Source organism: uncultured Campylobacter sp. (assembly GCF_937997465.1).
GTDB lineage: Bacteria > Campylobacterota > Campylobacteria > Campylobacterales > Campylobacteraceae > Campylobacter_A.
The window spans coordinates 1-22446 of sequence record NZ_CALKTQ010000290.1; the positions used below are offsets into that span (position 1 = coordinate 1).

The window sequence follows — 22446 nt, forward strand, 5'->3', positions numbered from 1 at the left end:
TAGGCGGCTGTTAACCGCTTGGTCGCTGGTTCGAATCCAGCATCCGGAGCCACTTAAATTTCCTAATCCTTAAGTTAGTAAAATATAAAATCTTAGTGCAAAATACTTTTTATATATTAAGCTCTATAAAAAATGCCTTTCGTAAATTTACTGAAAACGCAAGCATATTAAATATAGTAACTCGTTTGTATTGTAAAAATGATATAAAATTCACATACAAAACATATATTTACATTAATGTGGACATAAATCCGTCCTCTTTGCATAGTAAAATACCTCCAAATAAACAAGGAGGCACTAATGAAGAACAGAAATTTATTCGTAGATAGCGAGATATATGACCTTGCCAGTCTTTGGATACTCAGAGCGATATTTTGTGCTGGAGCACAAAGAGAATTTCTAAAATCCAAATATGGCAACCTTTTGGAATTTTTAGAGATTAATTCGGACGAGCCAACCCAGCAAGATATTAAAACCCTAAAAGATAAACTTGCTGTTCTTGAGAAAAGCAAAATTTCATGCGAGTCAAAAGAGCTCGAATATAATTTAAATTTGCTTCAAGCAAATTTAGGTTTAAACGATACCGAAAAGGCTATTTTGAGGTTCGTCGCGATTATGTTTAATTACGAAATCGTTTCGGACGCTTGCGAGCTGACAGAAAATTTAAACGATAGGCAGGCTGCAAAAGCCATATCTCAGATATTAAATTTAAACTTTATTGACGTGCAAAAAGCTTTTAAAAAAGATGGAATTTTTGCTAAAACTTCACTTATAAAATTAGATATCTACGGACGCAATTTAAGATCAAAAATTGACGTGATAAATAACGACTTCATAGGCGCTTTATTTGTTAAATGCGAAAGCATAGACGAAATTTTTGCAAGCACCATAAAACCTTGTAGCAATACAAATTTAACTCTTAAGAATTATGCTCATATTAAAGATGATACGCAAATTTTAATCTCTTTTTTAAAAAATACTATCCGCAAAAGACAAAAAGGCGTAAACGTACTTTTATACGGCCCTGCAGGTACAGGCAAGACCGAGCTTAGCAAGGTTTTAGCAAAAGAATTAAATTTAAAGCTTTATGAGGTTGCTTATGGAGACGAAAGCGGATACGATAATGAAGCCCAAAGAATAAGATCTTATTGCCTCGCGCAAAACATCTTGCAAGCAGGTTCAAATTTGCTGATGTATGATGAAGCCGAGGATGTATTTAACATAAATAACGATGAGAAAAGGCAATACGGCAAAGCCTTTATAAATAGAGCTCTTGAAACCAATGAAGTACCTACTATTTGGATTACGAATAATATTTATAGCATGGACGAGGCCGTCATTAGACGTTTTAATCTAGCCATAAAGCTTGAGGTGCCTAATAAAAACGTAAGAACGAGGATCATCAAAGAATATAGCGCAAATTTGATAGATAATAAGCTAATCAATAAACTTGCAAAAAATGAATTTATTGCGCCCGCAATCGTTAGCAATGCAAGCTTAGTCGTTTCAAGCTTAAGTCTAAGAGATAAAAACAAGGCTTTTGAGCGCGTGATAAGCAACACTTTAAAAGCACAAGGCTACGGCACACTAGAAAAGGACAAGAAAAAAGAGAGATTAAAAGATGATCTGCCTAGCAGCTATGATCCAAATTTCGTAAACTCAAGCTGCGACCTAAACGAGCTAATGCAGGGCATAAAAGAGAGCAAAAGCGCTAGGATTTGCCTTTACGGAGTACCAGGAACCGGAAAGAGCGCATACGCTAAATTTATCGCTAAAAGCCTAAGAAGGCCTATTATCATCAAAAAAGGAAGTGAGCTTTTATCTATGTGGGTCGGCGGAACCGAGAAAAATATAGCCGAGGCTTTTAAAGAGGCTGGTAGCAAAAAAGCAGTGCTCGTATTTGATGAAGTCGATAGCTTTTTACAAGATAGAAGCCTAGCTGCTAGAAGCTGGGAGGTAACTCAAGTAAATGAAATGCTAGTGCAGATGGAGAGCTTTAGCGGCATCTTTATCGCTACGACGAATTTGATCGATAATCTCGATAAAGCAAGTCTTAGAAGATTTGATTTAAAGCTTGAGTTCGGATATTTATTGCCAAATCAAGCATTAAATTTATTCAAAAAGGAGTGCGCATCATTAAGGATAAAATTTGACGAAAACCTAGCTGCAAGAATTTCGGATTTAAGCTTTTTGGCACCAGGAGATTTTGCAAGCGTGCGAAGACAGGCTAAATTTAAAAGGGTTAAAAACAGTGATGATTTTTATGAGAGATTGGAACGGGAGGTGGCTTTAAAAAATGAAAAGAAAGTAAAAAGGATAGGGTTTTAGCAACACAACTAGCGGAATTAAAATGGTATCATTTTTATTTAAAGGATAAAAATTTTAGGCTTTTTATAGTAAAATTTTAAAAGATTTAAGGAGAAATACTATGACAAATGACGACAATGAGCAGAATAATTACATTTTAAGTGCAGATGGCATACTAAGTAGCGCAAATTATCAAATCCCGTACTACCAACGCCCATATGTATGGAGTGAGGATTTGGCTTTAGGACTGCTTTCAAGCATTAAAAGATCGTTTAAGAATGGAAGCTCTAATGAAATTTTACTAGGGCACATAATTTTGCATAAGGAAGCACATGAAAACAAAGAATCAATTAACAATATAGTCGATGGGCAGCAACGTATAACTACGCTAGCTCTTATTTTAAAAGCCCTGGGTGATAATGAAGTGCCTTTTTTAGATAATAAAATAAATTTCTTATCGCATAAGGCTTTGAAAAGAAATTTCGATCTCTTGAAAGCGGAGTGCGACAATATCAAAGACAAAGAAAAATTTATAAGTTACATAAAGAATAGAGTCGAATTTACATATATAAAGACAGGAAATTTAGACGAAGCATTTTTATACTTTGATACGCACAATACCAGTGGTAGAGCTCTTAGCGAAGCGGACTTACTCAAAAACCACCACCTAATGTTTATGGATGAGACAAAATCAAAGCAACTAATGCTTCACTACGCTAAAAAATGGAATGAGTATTCTTTATACGACATTAATACATCTTGGTTTTTGAGAGAAAATTTGATATTCCGCACATTAAGAAGCGCACTATATATAAGACGAACTAAAACTGACGCTTTTAATCCATATAGAACTTTTGGTTATTATGGTGCAGATGAAGAGTGGTATAAGTTTAATTATTCTATTTTTGAGGAATTTAAAAACCACTTTGATGAGAAAATCAAAATTTACAAAAGCAATATATCGCTCACGGATGATATTCTTGGAGGGGCGAGCTTTTTTGAATATGTTTTTAAGTATTGCGATATTTTAAAATACATTGAAAGTAATTTCATATATTTTCATGAATATTTTACGGGATGTAGCTATCTAAATCATGCTTGCCACGTAGTTTTGCTATTTATTGCCGACAAGTTTAGTATCAAGGCATTAGACGAGGTTGCAAATTTAGTGTTTTTAAATATATTTGGCGTCGCCTGCGGATATGATAGAATTTCTGGCGATAGTCCGCGGATAATAGTTCAACGGCTTTTACAGCTTACTGATACCTCAAGCACATTGGAAACTCTGAAAGTAAAAATAGAAAAAGAGTTAAAAACTAATGCAGAAATATCGAAGATTTTGCCCAAAAATCGAGAAAAGCATTATAATAGGATAAAGGACAAGACAAAGTACACCAGGGACTACATGGCCGATAATTCTTTTAATATTATAAATTTTGAAGGAGAAGAAGATGGAAGAAGCAAAAGCAAATAATCGTACTATACACAGCATAAAGAGTTATAAATTTGAAATACCTTTTTACCAAAGGGCGTATTCTTGGAGAAAGCAGGATATTGAAAAACTAATAAGCGATATAAACGGCAAAGAAGGGCACTATCTCGGCAATATCGTAGTTAAGAAGAATGATGATAAATTTATCGTCATAGATGGACAGCAAAGACTTACTACTATTTATATTATTTTTATGGCTTTAGGAGTAAAAGAAAAACCGTTTGAACTAAGCTATGAAATAGATAGTAGCGATGGCGAAAAACTAAAAAACTTTAACGTAAATGAACGCAAATATGTAAATAGACAAATTTTAGATGCCATCCTTTTTGCTAGTAACAATGAAATTTTGTGTAAAGATAGTTTCGAAAAGAATATAAATTCGGCTATTTTTACGATGACTATTATCCCAGAAACTGTCAAAGCTACTGAATATTTTGAACTAGTTAACACAAAAAGCATTCAGCTTGAAAATCATCAAGCTTTAAAGGCTAGATTTTTAAGTAATATTAAAGATAACTATGCAGACGTAGCAAGAAAATGGGATATGATCTCAAATATGGACGAAAAATATAAAGATCAAATTTTAGAAAGAAATCAAGCAGATTTGCCTATCGAACCAAAAACAATAAGAGAGCTTTTGGAATCAGATTTTAATGGCAAAGAAGAAAAACAAACCGAAACGAATTCTGATGCAAAAAGCCTAGTAAAATTCCCAGTATTTTTACTTCTAGTTTTGAAGGTGTTTGTTGCCAAAAACGGCTTGAATGTGGATTCTGAGAATAAGGTGGACCCTAAGAATAAGATTATCATAGACAAAGATAAACTTTTGGGGGAATTTGAAAAAGTTTTTAGAGAAAAGACAAATTTGCACTATGAGTTTATTGCTTTTTTAGAAAGTATGCGTAAAAAATTTGATGAATTCGTCTATAGAGATGACGAGATGAAAAACAAAATATTGCTAAATTTGCAAAGATTATTTTACTATACTAGCGAATACGACAAGCCTGAATTTATCGCCGCACTTTTGGCTTTCTTAGACAAAAACTCACTAGATGCTTGTAATGATAAAAATACACAAAAGGTTATTGAATTTCTCGAGCAATTGGATAACGAGCTGGCAAAGAGTGCTTTAAAAAAGAATGAATCTCGTAAAATAGTAGAAACTATAAATGACGTTATAGGAAAAATTTATAAAGGCGAAAGTCTGGAAACGCCAGTACTTGAAAAAATCGACTCTAAATTTTTAGATACTGGAACAGCAGTACCGTACTATTGGTTCTATAGGCTAGAATACCTACTTTGGCGAGATTTTAATAGTTTAAGTGCTTGTGATACTTGCGCGGATGATATAAAAAAAGTATTTCCTAAATTTAATAGAGATGAATATCTAATCAAATCCCAAGACACGGTGGAACATATGTGGGCAACAAATTTGCAAGAAAATAACAAAGCACTAGATGATTTTGGGAATTTGGCCTTAATAAGAAAGGATTTTAACTCTAGTTTAAGCGATTATGATTTTGGTGAGAAGTTAAAAATGATAAAGGAAAGCCCAAGCTCGAGTATAAAAATGCTAATATTTTACGCATCGCAAAAGGGATACGATAAGGATATAATCGGTAGACTCGGCGATGAAATGAAGAAAATTCTTTTTCAAGGCATAACAAATGACCCTCTCTAAATCCCTCTATATCCGTGGTCTTCAGTGTGAAAAGAGCTTGTGGCTTAAAAAGAAAAAGCCTGAAGTTTTGCAAGCTCCAGATGATAGCGCGCAGGCGGTATTTGATACCGGAACATCAGTAGGCGAGCTAGCCTGTGAGCTATTTAGCAGTGGAGAAAGGATAGAATTTAGCGGCGATTTTGACGCACAAATAGCAAAAACAAAAGAGCTTATCAAGCGCGGCACAAAGGTGATCTACGAGACCACTTTTTGCTTTGACGGCGTCCTTGTGATGGTTGATATCCTTCGCATCTGCGTGGATGGGCTTATCATCAACGAAGTAAAGAGTTCGACTTCCGTAAAAGACGTATATATCGACGATGCGGCCATTCAGTATTACGTGCTTAGCTCGCTTGGCTACAAGGTGAGCCGCGTAAATATAATCCACATCGATAGCACCTACACAAGAGGCGAAACGCTAGAGCTTGAAAAGCTATTTTGCGTGCAGGACGTAACTGAGCAAGTAAAGCAAAAGCAGCGAGATATCCCTCAAATTTTAAATAAATTCGAAGAAATTTTAAGCCAAAACTCTGAGCCCGACATCGATATAGGCGCACATTGCTCAAATCCTTACGTTTGCGACGCTCGGGAGTACTGCTGGCATAAGCAGCGAGCTATCCCGGAGTATAGTGTATTTGACATCTCTCGTCTAAGAAGCGGTAAAAAATTTGAGCTTTATAAAAGTGGCGTGGTTAAATTTAACGATATAAAAGATCTAAGTAAATTTAACGCCTCTCAGCAAATCCAAATAAAATCAGAAATCTCGCAAGAACAAATCATAGACAAAGATGCAATAAAAGAGTTTTTGGATACGCTCCGCTATCCGCTCTACCACCTTGACTTTGAGACATTTCAGCAGGCAGTGCCGCAGTTTGTAGGGCTTAGGCCTTACGAGCAGATACCTTTTCAGTTTTCAATCCACAAAGACGACGGCAAGAGAAATTTACAGCATTTCGAGTTTTTAGCAGAACCGGGGGCCGATCCTAGATACGAACTAGCGCTAAATTTAATCAAATTTATCTCGCAGGATGCCTGCGTGCTAGCCTATAATATGAGCTTTGAAAAAGGAGTGATAAGACGCATGGCGGAAGCTTATCCGCAAATCTCAAACGAGCTTATGGCTATCCACGACAATATAAAAGACCTCATGGCACCCTTTGCAAGCAAAAGCTACTACCATCCGAAAATGAAAGGTAGCTACTCCATAAAATACGTCCTGCCCGCACTCGTGCCCGAATTAGAATTGGCGTATAAGGATTTAAATTTAATCCATCACGGAGGCGAAGCTATGCAAGCATACGCCGCTATGACTTTTATGAAAGAAACAGAGCGCGAAGCTTATAAGCAGGCTCTGCTAGAATACTGTAAGCTCGATACGCTAGCAATGGTTAAAATTTTAGAAAAACTTTATGAGGCTGTGCACTAAGACAAAAAATGCCTAGTTTGTCTGCTATAATGCTTTAAAATTTTAAAGGAGGAGATATGGATATAGAGAAATTTGAATCTATGCTAAAGCAAATCAAAGTCTTAAGCGATAAGCTAGAAGTGAAAAAGCTGCGCGGCAATAATGACTACAATCTATTTTTGGCGCTTTTTGACGCTAGCGACGAAGTGAGGTTGCACTCGCGCTTTATCTGCTCGCTACTCGATCCGAACTCGCCGCATTATCAAAAAGAGCTATTTTTGGAGCTTTTTATAAAAGCATGCGGGCTAGAGGATTTTGGGCTAAATTCGCAAATCGCAAAAGTCTATAAAGAATATGAGAATATCGATATCTACATAACTGACGGCACGAAGCATATTATTTTAGAAAATAAAATTTATGCCGGCGATCAAGAGACTCAGATTAAAAGATATATAAAAACTATCCAACAAGAAAACGGCAATGAAGCTGAAATTTACGTGCTGTTTTTATCACCGCAAGGGCGCGAGCCTACCGGCTATAGCCTAGACGGACTAAAAATCAAAGACGGCAGAATTTCAAACGAGAAGGGCGATGAAATCGCTAAATTTAAGGCGATTTCATACGACAAAGAGATAATGGCGTGGCTTGGCTTATGCCTTGATGAGGCTGGAAATTTGGCAAATTTAGCCGCCGTGATATCGCAATACAAAAACGTAATTGAAAAAATTTACGGAAAATATAAAGGACTAGAGATGGATACCGAGGAAATAAGTAAGATAATACTAGAAAACTATGATATAGTCGATGAAATAAGAAACAAATACTTTGATATAGCCAATGCAAATAGGCTTAATGAATTTATGTTAAACGTAAAAACTGAGCTCGAAAAAAGGCTACCGCAAGAATGGTGCGTGGAGACAAGGGATGCTGATGCGAGTAGACGTCATTTTGCGCCCTTATATGTTTATAAGCGCAGTTGGGATGATGGCTTCTTGCTAACCTTTGCTTTAGAATTTGACAGTAAAAATTTTTTATATCCTTATATAGGACTTACCTATGACGAAGGCAGGATTAAGAAGGAGCGTATAGAGAACATACAGGCGGGTTTCACGTTTGGCGAATGGAAAGTTGGTACAAGATTTGCGAGATGGAAATGGCTAAAAAAAGATCAGTTCCTAAGAGAGATAATTATCAATAAGTACAGCGAAACCGAGCTGGTAGATGAGCTAATAAAAATGAAAGACGAGCTAGAGTCGCTAGCCGATGAAATCGCTAAACTAATCGAGGCATAAGTCATGCACGACACAATCCTTCGCGCAAAAGAGATCGTCGAAAACGCCGATGCCGTCATAATAACCGCAGGAGCAGGCATGGGCGTAGATAGCGGACTGCCTGATTTTAGAGGCGATCTTGGATTTTGGAAAGCCTACCCGCCTTTAAAGGATAAAAATTTAAGCTTTACCGAGATGGCAAATCCGCAGTGGTTTTTTAGCAGCCCAGAGCTAGCTTGGGCGTTTTACGGACACAGGCTAAAGCTCTATAACGCAACCCAGCCTCACGAGGGTTTTACCCTACTAAAAAATCTTTGCAAAGCAAAAGGCGAAAACTATTTTATCTACACTTCAAACGTCGACGGACATTTTGAAAAGGTGGGATTTGACAAGGATAAAATTTACGAGATCCATGGCTCCATACATCACGCGCAGTGTATCCGTGGCGACGACGGAAACATCTGGAATATGGACGAAAATAATGTCGAAGTGGATGAGGATAGATTTATCGCTACAAAGATGCCCGTTTGCCCTGAGTGCGGATGCGTGAGCCGCCCAAATATCCTTATGTTTTACGATCACGAATTTAACCACAAAAGAGCTTGGGCGCAGCGCAAAAAGTATGATACATGGCTTAGTCACAATATGAACTCCAAAATAGCCATAATTGAGATCGGCGCAGGTCTTGCGGTGCCTACGATCAGGATTTACGGAGAAAGGATGGCAAAAAGATTTAAGCGCGCTCATCTAATCCGCATAAACCCGCTAGATACTCACGTGAGCGCATATAGAGGCATGGCGATAAAGGCAGGCGGACTTGAAGGATTAATAGCGATCCTTGGCTGATATTATCCCTTTATTTTTAGATAAAATAATATAAAAGGAGCCTAGATGCAAAAACCGCAAAAAATAATCTCGCAATCCGGTAGTGGCAAATACGAACGCATAAACGAAATAGCCGTCTTAATTAGCAGAAAACCCCATTCCATCTCCGAGCTCGCGGAAAAATTTGGAGTTTGCACCAAGACTATCCAAAGAGACCTTTACGAGGTGCTAGCGAAAAATGGAGCTGTAAGAAACGGCAGGATGTGGAGCATAGATAAAACTAAAATCAAAGATGGCTTAGATCAGGAGGAACGCACCGTCATAAATATCCTCGACAACATCTCAAAAACCATGGGCGCAAATTTTTACTCAAAGGCTCACGTTTTGCTAGAACAGATCACGAATCAGCTAAATCATCCGATTTTAACAAATATAAGCAGCGAAAAATTAAGTGAAGATGACTTTATAAATTTCGAACTGCTTGAAAACGCTATCAAAGAGAGAAGCTTGGTGCAGTGCGAATACGCCGGTTTTAAATTTAAGATAAAGCCACTAAAACTAGCGATGTTTGACGGATTTTGGTATTTGCTATTTTTAGATACGAATAAAAACGATACCTTTAAGAAATTCCACTTAAAAAGCATCACAAATATTAGAATTCTTGAGGAGAAATTTAAATTAGACGCCACGATAGAGGAGAGGATTAAAAATATAAACTCCGCCTGGGCAACGCTAGATAAGCCAAATACCGCTAGAGCGCTTTTAGCTCCGCAGATAAAGAAATATTTCGAGAGAAAACCCTACGCTAAGCAAAGCATAACAGGACTTGATGCCGATGGCTCGGTCGTAATCGATATAGAATTTACTAATTTAATGGAGATAAAGCCGCTTATTTACTACTTCATTCCGTTTATCAAAGTGCTAGAACCAAAGGAGTTAGCCGATACGATAAAAGATGAGATAGAAAGGTATTTAGAAGAGATAAAATGAAAATTTCATATGAAATAAAGATAAAATTTGGCGATTTATTGGACGCACAAGCGGATTATCTGATAAATCCTTCAAATACGGCGATGCTGCTTGGCAGCGGTGTGTCTATGGCCTTTAAGAGGTATTGCGGTGAGGCGCTAGAAAAATACATGCAAGAACAACTAAAAATAAGAGAGATAAGGCAAGGTGATGTCGTCAAAACCGCCTCAAATCACGCAAACTTTCCATTCGTATTACATGCAGCCATTATGAATTACGCTGATAGATCAAAGCCTAAAAAGCCGAGCTTAGATACTATCGCGCAAATTTTAAATAATTTGCAAGAAATAATTTTGCAAGATCAAAGCAAATATATAAAAATAGCTCTGCCTCTGATGGGATGCGGAGCGGGTGGACTAGATAAGCGCGAGGTGATCAGCGAATACAAATGCTTTTTCAAACAAAATTTAGACGCAGAAAAAGAATGCGAAGTAGAAATTTACGGATTTAGCGAAAGTGATTTTAGATTATTGAAAGAAATTATGACAAAAAGCTAAATTTGCTTGCTTAGCTGCAGATATAAGGCGTGCTGCCGATATGCGAGTAGAGCCGCGAAATACAATTAATTTATTGCGCTAAATTATATTTTATAGAATTCAGCTGCTAAAATTTTATAAATTTAACTCAAATTTCCAAAATATTAAGCTTCAGACTTGAATTATAAATCGTGCAATCGCCGATTTTATCAATATCTAAAAGCGGATTATGCACGTGTCCGCAAAGGATTATTTTTGCTTTTAAAGCCCCGTACCTCAGCGCTCTAAAAAGTTCTTTATCGCCAAAATCTCTGCCGCGCTCTATGGACGTTTGCGTATGTGCGGGCGGAATATGCGTAAGTAGCACGTCGCACTCTGCAAAATCCAAAATATCCGCGCAGAGATAAGGGGCGCAGCCAAATTTAATACCCTCAAGCGTCTTAATATCGCCATCCGCATAAATATTAGACGCTCGTATCCAAGAAACGTCGCCAGACTCACTCACGTCATGATTCCCGCTACACATAAAGATAGGTTTTTTAAAATTTTCTAACCACCGCTTCACCCACGCTTTTTGTCCTATGATATCTTTTTGGTTTGTGTCTATCAGATCGCCGCTTATGCAACAAATGTCAAATTCTAAGCTTAAAATTCGATCAAATTTAGCTTTATCGAAATGCAGATCACTCGCATGTAGAATTTTCATAACGTTTTTGAACTACCGCTTTTATATAATTTAGAAACCTTGCTCGCTAACGATTTTAACTTCTCTTTCATTACTTATCCGTTTTTTGTAATTCCGCGCATTATATCTGAATTTAAGTAGCCATATTCCCGTTATAAGTGAAATTGAAGCAATTTATAAAATTTAAAATTCTCATTTTGTAAATAAATTTGATAAAATTTAGCCATTTATTGATTATAATCAATTTTTTTGCCTAAATAAAATCTTAAAATTACCAATTAAATTTTTTTACAAAGGATTTTCTATGAGCGACAATCTAGAGATGTTCTGTCATCAGTGTCAAATGAGCGCGCCGGAGGGCTGCGGCGCGAAGGGCCAAAGCAAAGGCACCTGCGGCAAGGGCTCTACGCTCGCGCGGCTGCAAGATACGATGATCTTCGGGCTTAAGGGCCTTAGCGCCTACCGCCACCACGCGCACGAGCTCGGCGCCGATACTAGCGCGGTCGATACCGTTATGGCGGACACGCTGTATTTCACGCTGACGAACTCAAATTTCAACTTTGACGAGCATATCGCGCAGCTAATGGCCGTCGGAAGCGCGGGCGTGCAGATGATGGATATTTTAAGCGAGGCGCATACCGCAAAATTCGGCGTACCGACCCCTGTTAAAGTAAGCCAAAACAAAGTTGAGGGCAAAGCGATTTTGGTTAGCGGCCACAACCTGCACGCTCTTGAGGCGCTGCTAAAGGCGACCGAGGGCAAGGGCATCAATATCTACACCCACTCCGAGATGCTTCCTGCGCACGGTTACCCGGAGCTTCGCAAGTATCCGCATCTAAAGGGCAACGTCGGCAAGGCGTGGTTCGATCAGACCAAGCTTTTTAACGAATTTAAGGGCGCGATTTTGATGACCACCAACTGTATCGTGCCGCTTCGCTCATCCTGTAGCTACGCGGACAGGCTGTTTGGCTACTCTATCGCGGGCACCGACGGCATCAAACATATCCAAAACGACGATTTTACGCCGCTTATCGAGTGCGCGCTCGCATGCGGCGACGTGAGTATGGACAGCGACGAGAGCTTGGTAACGGGCGGACACTACAAGACGATTTTGAGCCTCGCGCCGCAAATTTTAGACGCGATCAAATCTGGCAAAATCCGCCGCTTTTTCGTTATCGCGGGCTGCGACGCGCCGGGCAAAGGACGCGAGTATTACCGCGAGCTAGCGCTTAGCCTGCCGAAGGACTGCGTGGTTTTGACCTCCAGCTGCGGCAAATTCCGCTTCAACGACGTAGATTTTGGAACCGTCCCTGGCACCGAGCTTCCGCGCTACATTGATCTGGGTCAGTGCAACGACAGCAACGGCGCGGTCAAGATCGCCCTTGCGCTTAGCGAGGCTACGGGCATCGCGGTAAACGATCTGCCGGTCTCGATCGTGCTGATGTGGATGGAGCAAAAGGCGGTCATCATCCTGCTTGCGCTGTTTAGCCTGGGCGTTAAGAATATCAACGTGGGACCTACGGTGCCTGAGTTTTTCAACGACGAAATTTTGGGCTTTTTGGTGCAAAATTTCGGCCTTCGCCTAATCAGCGGCGACGCGCAGGCGGATCTGAAATACTTCCTGGGCGAATAAATTTCATAGCGAGGCAAATCGGGTAAATTTAAAATTCGGCAAAGCTTCGATTTTAAATTTACCCTTTATACGTATACGGCGGTTTTAATAGATCTAGCCGATCCGCGGCTATTTTGCGCCGACGCTCATATTTAAATTTCACGACTATGCCGTCCTTCTTAATTTAAATTTTAAAATCATATAATCTCACTAAATGCTTCGCAGAAGTTAATCAAACGGCTTTAAATTTATGCCGTTAAATTTCAAAATACTCACGATTATGCAAGCGGTGACGAGTGATATATTGTGAAAATTACGCCTAGCAAAAGCACTCACTTTATAGCTTTGCCACATAATTAAGGTCGTGCGGCATCGCGTAGAAGCCTTTGCGCCGCAGGCTCTTTAGGTCGGAACGATTTTAGTGATTCGGACGCTTCACATAAATGATTTACGATATCTCCTACTTTTTCGTCCATCGTACCAAGACGCGCTCGGTCGCCGAGTCTGCAGGCTTTTTCGTAATAGAGTGCCGCTTCCTGCATTTCCTCTATACCGATTTGATACTCTGCATACAATCCGCAAGCCGCCCATTCTCCGCCTATGCCATCGCATCCCTTTTTATAAAGCTGCGCGGCTTGCGCCATATTTTGTTTGGTGCCCTTTCCCTCTTGATACATCATACCAAGTTGCAAGCAACTCTCTTTATGCTTGCCTGTGCAAGCTTTGCCTAGGAATTCTGCAGCTTTGCCTAGATAAATCTCAGGCGTCAGATTATCTGATCGCTCGGCTTCTTTCAGATACGATGCGGCGGCGGAGGCGCAGGAGTCGGCGTGTCCTGCTTCGCAGGCGATTTCATCTATTTTAGTTCCCAAACCGCCGAACGCTGCATAGCCCAACAGCACTAAAGTTAAAATTATCTTTTTCATTACAACTCCCCATATAAATTTAAAATCACCTCAGCGGGCGGCTTTTTCGCAAGATTTTTGCAGTATCTTGTTAGAATCGACACTTATGATTTTTTTGCCTAATTTGCACGCCTTGTCATAGTATCTCATCGCCGCTCTTTGATCGTCGTTCTCTATATTAGAGGCGTATATCGCGCAAGATACCCAGTTCCCCTCAGAATCGCAAGATATTCTATACTCTTCGGCAATTTTCGCTTTAATTACGTCCTGCACAGCTCTTAAATTTTGCGCTTTAAGCTCATCTGATCTGCTGCAAAATTTCTTTAGCTGATCACCAAATCGAGAGTTATTTTGTAGTGTGGGGTCTGAACTGTTTTTACCGAGCTCACAAGCTTTTTTATAATACTTCGCCGCTTCATTATTATCCTTTCCCTCCATAAATAAGGCAAATAACCCGCAAGCAAATATATCGTCGTTGTTATCGCAATCTTTTTTCTGTTGTGCGGACATCTTTGCTTTATCCGTATCATTGTTGCTCATAATGGCCGCCATAGTGCAGCCACTTTCATAACCCGTATCACATGCCCTTTCAAAGAACTCAAGAGCCTTTTTATCGTCTTTTGCTACCGCTTTCCCTTCATGATAAAATCCTCCTAATCCGAAACAACTAAGAGCATGGCCGCCGTCGCACGCTTTTTTATAAAATTTAAAGGCTTTTGCCAAATCTTGCTTTACGCCGAGATCGCCTAATTCAGGGATATTTTCATATACCCCGCCGAGGTAGCCGCACACCTCCTCATACTTCACGGTTGCGTTTTCGTTCGTGAAATTTTTGCCGCTTTCGCAAGCTTTTTCCATTTCACTTATCACCTCCTGGATCGTAGACTCCTTAGCCTCCTCGGCAAACATAAATGAGCTTAAAAAAGCCAAAGCTAAAATGATTTTTTTCATTTCTTCCTCCTTAAAATTTTTCGTATCATCTCATTTTTCGTTGCCAGATACTGTCATTTAATGATGTTAAAATTTTTATTACTTTTTTGAATTTTAAAAATTCCGCAGAAGTATACCCCCCTAATAAGCGCAAAAATATACGATTGCCATGTTTTACAGCCTGCGTACGGCAATCGCATCAATATCTAATTTTCAATCTATGACTTACTGGCGCTATGAAATTTTATAGCGCCTAATACCGACGAGCTCTTGATATACTCAAAAATTCTAAAATTTTTAAGAGTCGATGTGCGAAATTTAAAAAGCTAGTTTTTAAAGTAAAATTATTTTAAAAACTTAATTTATAATTTAAGCTTTTATAAGCCGCGAAAATCTTAGCTCTATTTAAAAATAGAAAAATAAAATTTCGCTCTATAACTTGTAATTTCATTTTAAGGCCGAAAAATTCGCAATTTTTAATGCTAAAATTCCATAAATCTTTCATTCATTTCACATTAAAGGAGAGAAAATGAAAAGACGCGAATTTTTAAAAGGCGTTGCCGCGAGTGCGGCAGGTGCGGCGAGTGCAAACGCTACTAGCGTCATCAGCGACGATCTGATGAATAGCGAGGATGCGCCGATCACCGCCTCGCATTTCGGCGCGGTTAGGGCCCTTAGGCGAAACGGCAAATTTGAAGGCGTTTTAAGCGCAAGCGAGCTAGATTTTTTCCCGGTCAGTCTTACTCAGGGAATCGCAGCACGCACATACGATGCTACGCGCATCGCGCGACCCTGCGTACGAAAAGGCTATCTAGAAAAAGGCTGGCAGAGCGACAAAAGCATGCGCGGCAAGGACGAGTGGATCGAGATTGGCTGGGATGAGGCGTATAAACTCGTAGCGGACGAGCTAAAGCGCGTACTTAAAGACCACGGCGCAAGCTCGATTTACGGCGGCAGCTACGGCTGGTACAGCGTCGGCAGCGTAAATAACCCGCAAACTCTACTCGGTCGCATGCTAAATATCATCGGCGGCTACACTACGAGAAAGCTTAACTATTCGTGCCACTGTATAAGCGCGATAACCCCGCACATCAGCGGAACGGACGAGGCCAACGCCTTGCAAACCGCGTGGCCTACGATCCTAAAGCATAGCGAAGCGGTGCTCATCTGGGGTGCCGATCCGATCAATACCAATCAGATCGCGTGGGCCGTGCCCGATCACGAGAGCTATTTGTATTTCGCAAAGCTAAAAGAGCAGATGCAAAAGCGCGGCGTAAAAGTTATCACGATCGATCCCGTATATAACAACACCGCTAAATTTTTAGGCTCCGAGCACATTTCGATCAACCCTACCACCGACGTTGCGATGATGATGGCGATATGTTATGAGATGATGGCGCAAGGGCTTGCAGATGAGAAATTTCTTAAAAAATACACTCACGGCGCGGAGGAATTTAAAGCCTATCTTAGAGGCGAAAGCGAAGATGGGCTGAAAAAAGATGCGGCGTGGGCGTCTAAAATTTGCGGCGTGAGCGAGGATGAGATCAAAGGCTTAGCTAAAATTTTAGGCAGCAAGCGCACTATGATAATGTGCGGCTGGGGTCCGCAGCGCGCTCATCACGGCGAGCAGTTTCACTGGATGGCGACGGTGCTTGCCGCTTTCGTGGGCCAGATCGGGCTTGCGGGCGGCGGATACGGCTTTGGCTATCATTACAGCGACGGCGGCTGCCCTAGCCCCGCAGCTCCAGTAGGAAGCGCGCTAAGCCTCTCAAGCGGCGCGGCGACTACCTCCTCGGCTTTCCCGGGCTTAGGCAGCATGAGTATCGTGCCTGCTAGCGAGGGCGAGTGGAAAAACCGCGACAACATCGCAATCCCCGTCTCGCGCATCGTCGATTGTATCAACAATCCGGGCAAGGAGATAGATTTTAACTGCAAAAAGATAACCTATCCCGACATCAAGCTTGCCTACTGGGCGGGCGGTAACCCGTATTTGCACCACCCCGATACGAATTTGCTCGCGCGCACGTTTGAAAAGCTCGATACCTTCATAGTCCAAGAGTGCTTCTGGACGGCGAGCGCGCGTATGGCAGACATCGTTCTGCCCGCCACTACCGAGCAGGAGCGCGACGACATAACTAAGTCGCATACGAATAAATTTATCATCGCTATGCATAAGATCGCCGAGCCTTACGAGCAGGCGCAAAACGACTATAAAATTTACTGCGAAATTCTAAAGCAGTTCGGCGAGAAGGAGTATATGGCGTTTAGCGAGGGCAAGAGCGAGATGGAGTGGATCAAGCAATTTTACGACGCTTCGAAGAAAAAAGCGGACGCATCGAAGATAAAGATGCCGGAATTTGAGGAGTTTTGGAAAAAGGGTTTCGTGAAATTTGAAATTCCAAAGCACGCCTACGAATACGTAGCGATGGATGAATTTAGAAAAAATCCTATCATAAATCGCCTCGGAACGCCGTCTGGAAGGATAGAGGTCGTCTCGAAAAAGATCGCCAAAGCAGCGCTGGACGACTGCCCTGCGCATCCAACTTGGATGGAGCCGATGGAGTGGCTGGGGAACGCGCAAAAGACGCAAAAGTATCCGCTAAATTTAATAACCCCTCATCCGAAATACCGCCTGCACGGGCAGTTAAACAACACTTGGCTACGAAGCTTAGAAGAAATTGACGGTCGCGAGCCCGTGTGGATGCACCCAAAAGATGCCGAAGCAAGAGGGCTTAAAAACGGCGACGTAGTTAGGGTTTTCAACGATCGCGGCGCCGCGCTTGCGGGGCTCATCGTCACCGAAAACGTAAAGCAAAGCGTCGTGAGGATGCAAGAAGGCGGTTGGTGGGATCCGCTCTTTAGCGATAGCGGCGATATGTGCGTTCACGGCAACGTAAACGTGCTGGTGCCAAACGAGCCCAGCTCGAAGCTTGCGTGCGGCAACCAAGCCACCGCGCTGGTGCAGATCGAGAAATTTAATGGCGAGCTTCCGCCGCTTGCGGTATTTTCACAGCCGAAATTCGGCAAAAGGAGCTAGCGATGAGACAAAATTTTAAAATTTACGCGCTCGGGCGGGGTCAAATTTCATCGCCGGGCGCGAGTGAAATTTCATCATTTAGCGCGGAGAAAATTTCATGCGATACGGGTAAAATTTACGCGTCCGAGCAAGGTAAAATTTTACCCAAAGCGCTAGCGGCGTTTTTACTCGCAGCAGCTTGCCATTTGGGCGCGGCGGATCTTTTCGTCGCGGCTCAAACCCCGCTTCTAAACAAAGCGGGCGGCAAGGAGATCGCCAAGCTGCACGTAGGCGCGAAGCTGCAAGTGCTAAAGGACGGCAAGGACTACGTGCAGGTGCGATACGCGGGCTTCGTGCCCGAGGGAAGCAACGTAAGCTACGCAAGGCTTGGGATTTTGGAGCAGGATTTGCAAGCGCAAAACGCAAAGAGCCTAAAGACGCTAAAGACCGTGAAGGACGACTACGATAACGAATGGGCGAACGTCACTATCGACGGCTACGTCGCGAAGCTCGCAGTGACGGACGACGCGGCTAAAATTTACGACGCGGGAGAAAATCTATTCAAAGAGCGCTGCGGCAGCTGTCACGCGCTGCACGGATACGACGAGTTTAACGTCAATGTCTGGCCCAGCGTGGTCGAGACGATGATACAAAACTCGGGGCTGCAGCCCGACGAATACGAGACGCTCGTGCGATTTTTGCAAAGCAAAGCGCCTGTGGAATGAAATTTAAAGCGCTTGCTATTTGCGCAGCGGGTGGAATTTATCACTTAAATCTCACCCGCTAAGTAAACTTAGAATTTTAATACTCGAAGTGGAATTTAGTTTTAAAATTTACAAAGTAAAGCTCTGCCCAGGAAATTTCGGCTATGGAATTTTGCGCTAGCACCCTTTTGTGCGAGTAAGCTCATTCGCCACGGCGTAAATTTCGGCTATAGACTTATGCGCGGAATTCTGCTTGATTTCGCGCAGTAAAATTCTACCGCTACGCGATAAATAATAGAATTTTTCACAATATTTGCTTTAAAATTTCACGCTCGGTGCGCATTTTGCCTATATCACAAAACGCAGCAGCCGCAAAATTTCACGCGATAGCTTTCTACCACAGAAGGAATTTCACTGCGCAAATTTTAGATTTTTAAAGCGAAATTTCAAATAAAATTTGCGCCATAAATCCATCGTGTAAATTTTATACCGAAAACTATAACTGCGCGACATCAATACGGATTTTAATATAAATTTTACTCATAAATTTTGAAATTATTTTATAAGTGCATGGCGCACGGCTTGTGGGAATAAAATTTTAAGCATATTTTGTGCAAAACTTCAAAATGCAGCTCAAGCTCGCAAGCAGATAAATTCGCTGTAGCCTTGCGTTTATAATTCCGTGCTAACGACAAATTTCGCATCTTTACGTCGGTGCAAATTTTAAAATTTTATGCAAGAGATAAAATTATAAGCCCGCGCAATGCATGAATTCTAAAATTCCACATCGCCTATAGAATTCCACGCCTCACACGACACATAAATTTTGAAATTTTAAAATTTCACGCAGCAGATAAAATTTAGGAATTTTTTATGGTAAAATTTTAAAGCTTTACCGTAAACCCGCTGTCCGCGCGGCGAGTTCCAAATCCGTCTAGAACTTAGATTTTCCTCACCAGCTCGGGAATTATCGCTTCGAAATCGACCCCTTCGTAGTCCTTGCGCTCCTCGTCGCTCATCGTCTCTTTGATCGTGCTGACGACGAAGTCCGCAGCGACTCGAACCGCCGTTTCTAGCGACTTGCCGCGCATTATCGCGCCGAAGGCTACGGCTGCGAAAATATCGCCGGTGCCGTTAAATTTAACCGGCAGCAGCTCGTGAAAATACTCGTTCGTCCTACCCGTGCGCGCATCGTAGCTGAAAACCCCGCACTGATCGGCGATGTAGCCGATGCCCTTTAAAATAACCTGTCTAGCGCCCAGCTCTCGAAGCCTTGCAAGCAGATCCATGATGAAATCTCTATCTGCGTCCTCTCGGTACGGCACACCGGTGATCGCGCAGGCTTCGGTAATATTGGGCGTGATGACGTCGGCTTGAGCGCACAGAAGCGCCATCATGCGGGCAAAATCCTCGTTAAAGCCCGGATAAAACACGCCGTTATCGCCCATACAAGGGTCAACCAAAATGGTCTTGTCTGTGCCGCCGAAGCTAGCAAATAGCTCGCTCATGATCTCGATCTGCGCCTCCGAACCCAAAAATCCCGTATAGATGCCGTCAAATTCTACCCCCTGCTCCCTCCAATGCGCCATGATCGCACGTATTTGCGAGCTTAGATCGCAAAAGGTGTAGCCCGCAAAGCCCGTATGCATCGATAAAACCGCCGTAGGGATCACGCTCGTGCTCATCCCCATCGCGCTTAATATCGGCAAGGCGACGGTCAGCGAAACCTTGCCCACGCAGGATATATCTTGAACGGTAAGAACTTTTTTCATTTATCGATCCTAAAAATTTTTTATTTCATTTTACCGCTATTTACATTAAAAAGCAGAATTTGCGAGAAATTTTATCTCGGCTCGGGCTTAGAGTGCGGATTTTGCCCGATCGGCGCGGCGAGTTTGATTTACCAAAACAGGCGGCTCGAATAAAAACAAGCGCAGCGAGCTAAGTGCGGCACAAGCGGGCTTAAATGGGCTTTTGAATGCGCTAAAGCCATCCCTCGCCGAGATCTGCGAGGAAAACGCATAGGCTCAGCTCGAGATAAGCCTGCGATGTATTTCTCGGACGGCGCGCGCTTTCGATCCTTTTGCGGGCCTAGATTGCGCAGATAAAATTTAAATCGAATTGATTTGTCCCGTCAAGCGCGATCTGAAATTTTACTCGGGCGTCTTACCCGGCGTGCCAAAAACAGATCGCGCCGCCTTTTGAAACTTCTTAAATTTGTAGGGCCATGAATTTTAAAATGAAATTCCGATGCTTCGGCAGAACGGATGAAATTTTAAACTGGCTCGCACGAGGCATTCGGTCGTAAAATTTAATAAATCTCGGCTGCGAGGCAAGGCAAATTTATATTATTTTTGGCGTTTTTCCGCTAAATTTTAAATTGAGTTCGCCGCAAATTCGGCGTATAAATTTAACAACAAAAGGTAAAAAATGATAACCGCAAAGGCTCTTTACGCATCAGCTCGCCTTAGATCGCTGCCGCTTAGCGTCTCGGGCGTACTGCTCGGCAGCGGCGCAGCATACGGCGCGGGCGTATTTAGAGCGAGTATTTTCGCACTGGCGCTGCTTACGACGCTGCTGTTTCAGGTGCTAAGCGACTACGCCAACGACTACGGCGACGCGGTAAAAGGCACTGACGATGATGGCAGACTAGGGCCGCGTCGCGCGATCCAAACGGGGCAGATGAGCGTGGCCGAGATGAAGCGCATCATCGTCGTTACGGCGCTGCTTTCGGCGCTTTCTAGCCTCGCGCTAAGCGTTTTGGCGTTCGGCGAGCGGTTTTATCTCGTGCTGCTATTTTTAGCGCTAGGCGGTGCGTCGATATATGCCGCGATCCGCTACACCGTGGGAGCCGGCGCATACGGATATAAGGGGTTTGGCGACGTTTTCGTGTTTTTATTTTTTGGACTTTTGAGCGTGCTGGGCTCGTACTTTTTATACGCGCGTTCGCTCGATGCGGCGCTACTGCTGCCTGCGTGCGCGTGCGGGATGTTAAGCACGGCGGTGCTAAATTTAAATAACATGCGCGACATCCAAAACGACGCGCTCAAGGGTAAGCGCACAATCCCCGTGCGTATCGGGCTGCGTGCGGCCAAGCTCTACCACTATGCGCTGATCGCGGGCGGTGCGGGATTAATGCTTTGCTACTCGCTTTTGCGGGGCGACTCGGGCGTAAAACTACTCTACGTAGCTAGCTTTGCGCCGCTTATTTGGCATCTCTTTTTCGTCTTAAAAGTGCGGGAGTGTCGCGACTTCGACGGGCAGCTAAAGGTCGTCGCGCTCAGCACGTTTGCGATGTCGGCGCTGTTTTTTATCGGGGAAATTTGGTGTTAAATTTAGCCTGATTATTGTTCCGTGCCACTGCGGGCGTTGAATAAGTAATTCAAATTTTTCTCAAAATATTGCGAAAAAGTTATATATTTACTTTTTTAAATTACACTTTCAAACCTAAATCACAAGGAGAAAAATGAAAAAACTCATCAAGTTTTCGCTAGCAGCAGTGCTAGCAGCGAGCTTCGCAAACGCCGCAGTCTATGAGATCGACCCAGCGCACAGCAGCGTCGGCTTTAAGATCAAGCACCTAAGCATATCAAAAGTCAGCGGGAATTTCGGCAAATTTGACGCCGTGATCGACTACGACAAAGACGCTAAGGAGCTAAAAGCGCTCGAGGCCACCATCGAGACCGCCTCGGTAAATACGCAAAACGAGAAGCGCGACGAACACCTAAGAAGCGCGGATTTTTTCAATGCGGCCAAATTTGACAAAATCACCTACAAAATGGTCAAATATGAAAAAGAAAGCGATACCGAAGGCAAGGTCGTGGGCACGCTCACGATGCACGGCGTCACTAAGCCCGTGGTGCTAAAATTCGAGCTTGGCGGCTTTACTGCAGATAAAAACGGCAAGGGAAAAATCGGCTTTAGCCTAGAGGGCGAGACGAAACGCAAACTATTTGAGATCGGGCTGGATACCTCAGAGATCACGCTATCTGACAAGGTCGAGCTAGAGATCGAAGTCGAAGCCAAAGAAAAATAACCTCAAAATAAGCCTAAAGCCTGTTTTTCGGGC

17 protein-coding genes are annotated in these 22446 nt (G+C 42.4%); 13 read left to right on the forward strand and 4 right to left on the reverse strand.

Features of this window, described 5'->3' with window-relative positions:
* Window positions 1-300 precede the first annotated feature (300 nt).
* The 8 genes from Q0546_RS09600 (at window position 301) to Q0546_RS09635 (ending at window position 10546) form a co-directional block, all read left to right on the forward strand.
* Entirely contained in the window at window positions 301-2328 is a 2028-nt protein-coding gene (locus tag Q0546_RS09600) for an AAA family ATPase (RefSeq protein ID WP_298792542.1), read from the forward strand.
* A gap of 100 nt (window positions 2329-2428) precedes the next feature.
* Complete coding sequence (locus tag Q0546_RS09605) at window positions 2429-3781, forward strand: DUF262 domain-containing protein (protein ID WP_298792544.1); 1353 nt, start codon at window positions 2429-2431, stop codon at window positions 3779-3781.
* Entirely contained in the window at window positions 3759-5480 is a 1722-nt protein-coding gene (locus Q0546_RS09610; RefSeq protein WP_298792546.1) for a DUF262 domain-containing protein, read from the forward strand. The genes Q0546_RS09605 and Q0546_RS09610 overlap by 23 nt, the downstream gene beginning before the upstream one ends.
* Complete coding sequence (locus tag Q0546_RS09615; protein WP_298792548.1) at window positions 5467-6945, forward strand: DUF2779 domain-containing protein; 1479 nt, start codon at window positions 5467-5469, stop codon at window positions 6943-6945. Before Q0546_RS09610 ends, Q0546_RS09615 begins: the two co-directional genes overlap by 14 nt.
* A 56-nt stretch (window positions 6946-7001) precedes the next feature.
* Window positions 7002-8216, forward strand: coding sequence for a PD-(D/E)XK nuclease family protein (locus Q0546_RS09620; RefSeq protein WP_298792550.1), 1215 nt, complete (start codon window positions 7002-7004; stop codon window positions 8214-8216).
* A 3-nt stretch (window positions 8217-8219) separates the two neighbouring features.
* Complete coding sequence (locus Q0546_RS09625) at window positions 8220-9041, forward strand: Sir2 family NAD-dependent protein deacetylase (RefSeq protein ID WP_298792552.1); 822 nt, start codon at window positions 8220-8222, stop codon at window positions 9039-9041.
* 45 nt (window positions 9042-9086) lie between these two features.
* Entirely contained in the window at window positions 9087-10010 is a 924-nt protein-coding gene (locus Q0546_RS09630) for a WYL domain-containing protein (protein WP_298792554.1), read from the forward strand.
* Window positions 10007-10546 carry a macro domain-containing protein gene (locus tag Q0546_RS09635; RefSeq protein WP_298792555.1) on the forward strand — a complete coding sequence of 180 codons (540 nt, stop codon included), beginning with the start codon at window positions 10007-10009 and terminating at the stop codon, window positions 10544-10546. Before Q0546_RS09630 ends, Q0546_RS09635 begins: the two co-directional genes overlap by 4 nt.
* Before the next feature lie 127 nt (window positions 10547-10673).
* On the opposite strand, the gene Q0546_RS09640 is transcribed toward Q0546_RS09635, so the two are convergent.
* Window positions 10674-11231, reverse strand: coding sequence for a metallophosphoesterase (locus tag Q0546_RS09640; RefSeq protein WP_298792558.1), 558 nt, complete (start codon window positions 11229-11231; stop codon window positions 10674-10676).
* A gap of 283 nt (window positions 11232-11514) precedes the next feature.
* Between Q0546_RS09640 and hcp the strand changes: the two genes are divergently transcribed.
* Window positions 11515-12843: a hydroxylamine reductase gene (gene hcp / locus Q0546_RS09645; protein ID WP_298792560.1), complete on the forward strand. Its 1329-nt coding sequence runs from the start codon at window positions 11515-11517 to the stop codon at window positions 12841-12843.
* Window positions 12844-13178: 335 nt separating this feature from the next.
* On the opposite strand, the gene Q0546_RS09650 is transcribed toward hcp, so the two are convergent.
* Both Q0546_RS09650 and Q0546_RS09655 read right to left on the reverse strand, forming a co-directional pair.
* The gene (locus tag Q0546_RS09650; protein WP_298792562.1) at window positions 13179-13748 is read right to left on the reverse strand and encodes a hypothetical protein; all 570 of its coding nucleotides are present in this window, start codon (window positions 13746-13748) and stop codon (window positions 13179-13181) included.
* A 30-nt stretch (window positions 13749-13778) separates the two neighbouring features.
* The gene (locus tag Q0546_RS09655) at window positions 13779-14678 is read right to left on the reverse strand and encodes a tetratricopeptide repeat protein (protein WP_298792564.1); all 900 of its coding nucleotides are present in this window, start codon (window positions 14676-14678) and stop codon (window positions 13779-13781) included.
* A 508-nt stretch (window positions 14679-15186) separates the two neighbouring features.
* Between Q0546_RS09655 and Q0546_RS09660 the strand changes: the two genes are divergently transcribed.
* Together Q0546_RS09660 and Q0546_RS09665 are read left to right on the forward strand one after the other, a co-directional pair.
* Complete coding sequence (locus Q0546_RS09660) at window positions 15187-17694, forward strand: molybdopterin-dependent oxidoreductase (RefSeq protein ID WP_298792566.1); 2508 nt, start codon at window positions 15187-15189, stop codon at window positions 17692-17694.
* Between the two features lie 2 nt (window positions 17695-17696).
* A complete protein-coding gene (locus Q0546_RS09665; RefSeq protein ID WP_298792567.1) occupies window positions 17697-18398 on the forward strand; it encodes a hypothetical protein in 702 nt (233 codons plus the stop codon).
* Window positions 18399-19318: 920 nt separating this feature from the next.
* Here Q0546_RS09665 and Q0546_RS09670 read toward each other — a convergent pair.
* A complete protein-coding gene (locus Q0546_RS09670; RefSeq protein ID WP_298792568.1) occupies window positions 19319-20149 on the reverse strand; it encodes a pyridoxamine kinase in 831 nt (276 codons plus the stop codon).
* Window positions 20150-20807: 658 nt separating this feature from the next.
* Here Q0546_RS09670 and menA point away from each other — a divergent pair.
* Both menA and Q0546_RS09680 read left to right on the forward strand, forming a co-directional pair.
* Window positions 20808-21710 (forward strand): 1,4-dihydroxy-2-naphthoate octaprenyltransferase, encoded by a 903-nt coding sequence (gene menA / locus Q0546_RS09675; RefSeq protein ID WP_298792569.1) that lies wholly within the window; start codon window positions 20808-20810, stop codon window positions 21708-21710.
* A gap of 133 nt (window positions 21711-21843) precedes the next feature.
* Entirely contained in the window at window positions 21844-22413 is a 570-nt protein-coding gene (locus tag Q0546_RS09680) for a YceI family protein (protein WP_298792570.1), read from the forward strand.
* The last annotated feature ends 33 nt before the right edge of the window (window positions 22414-22446 follow it).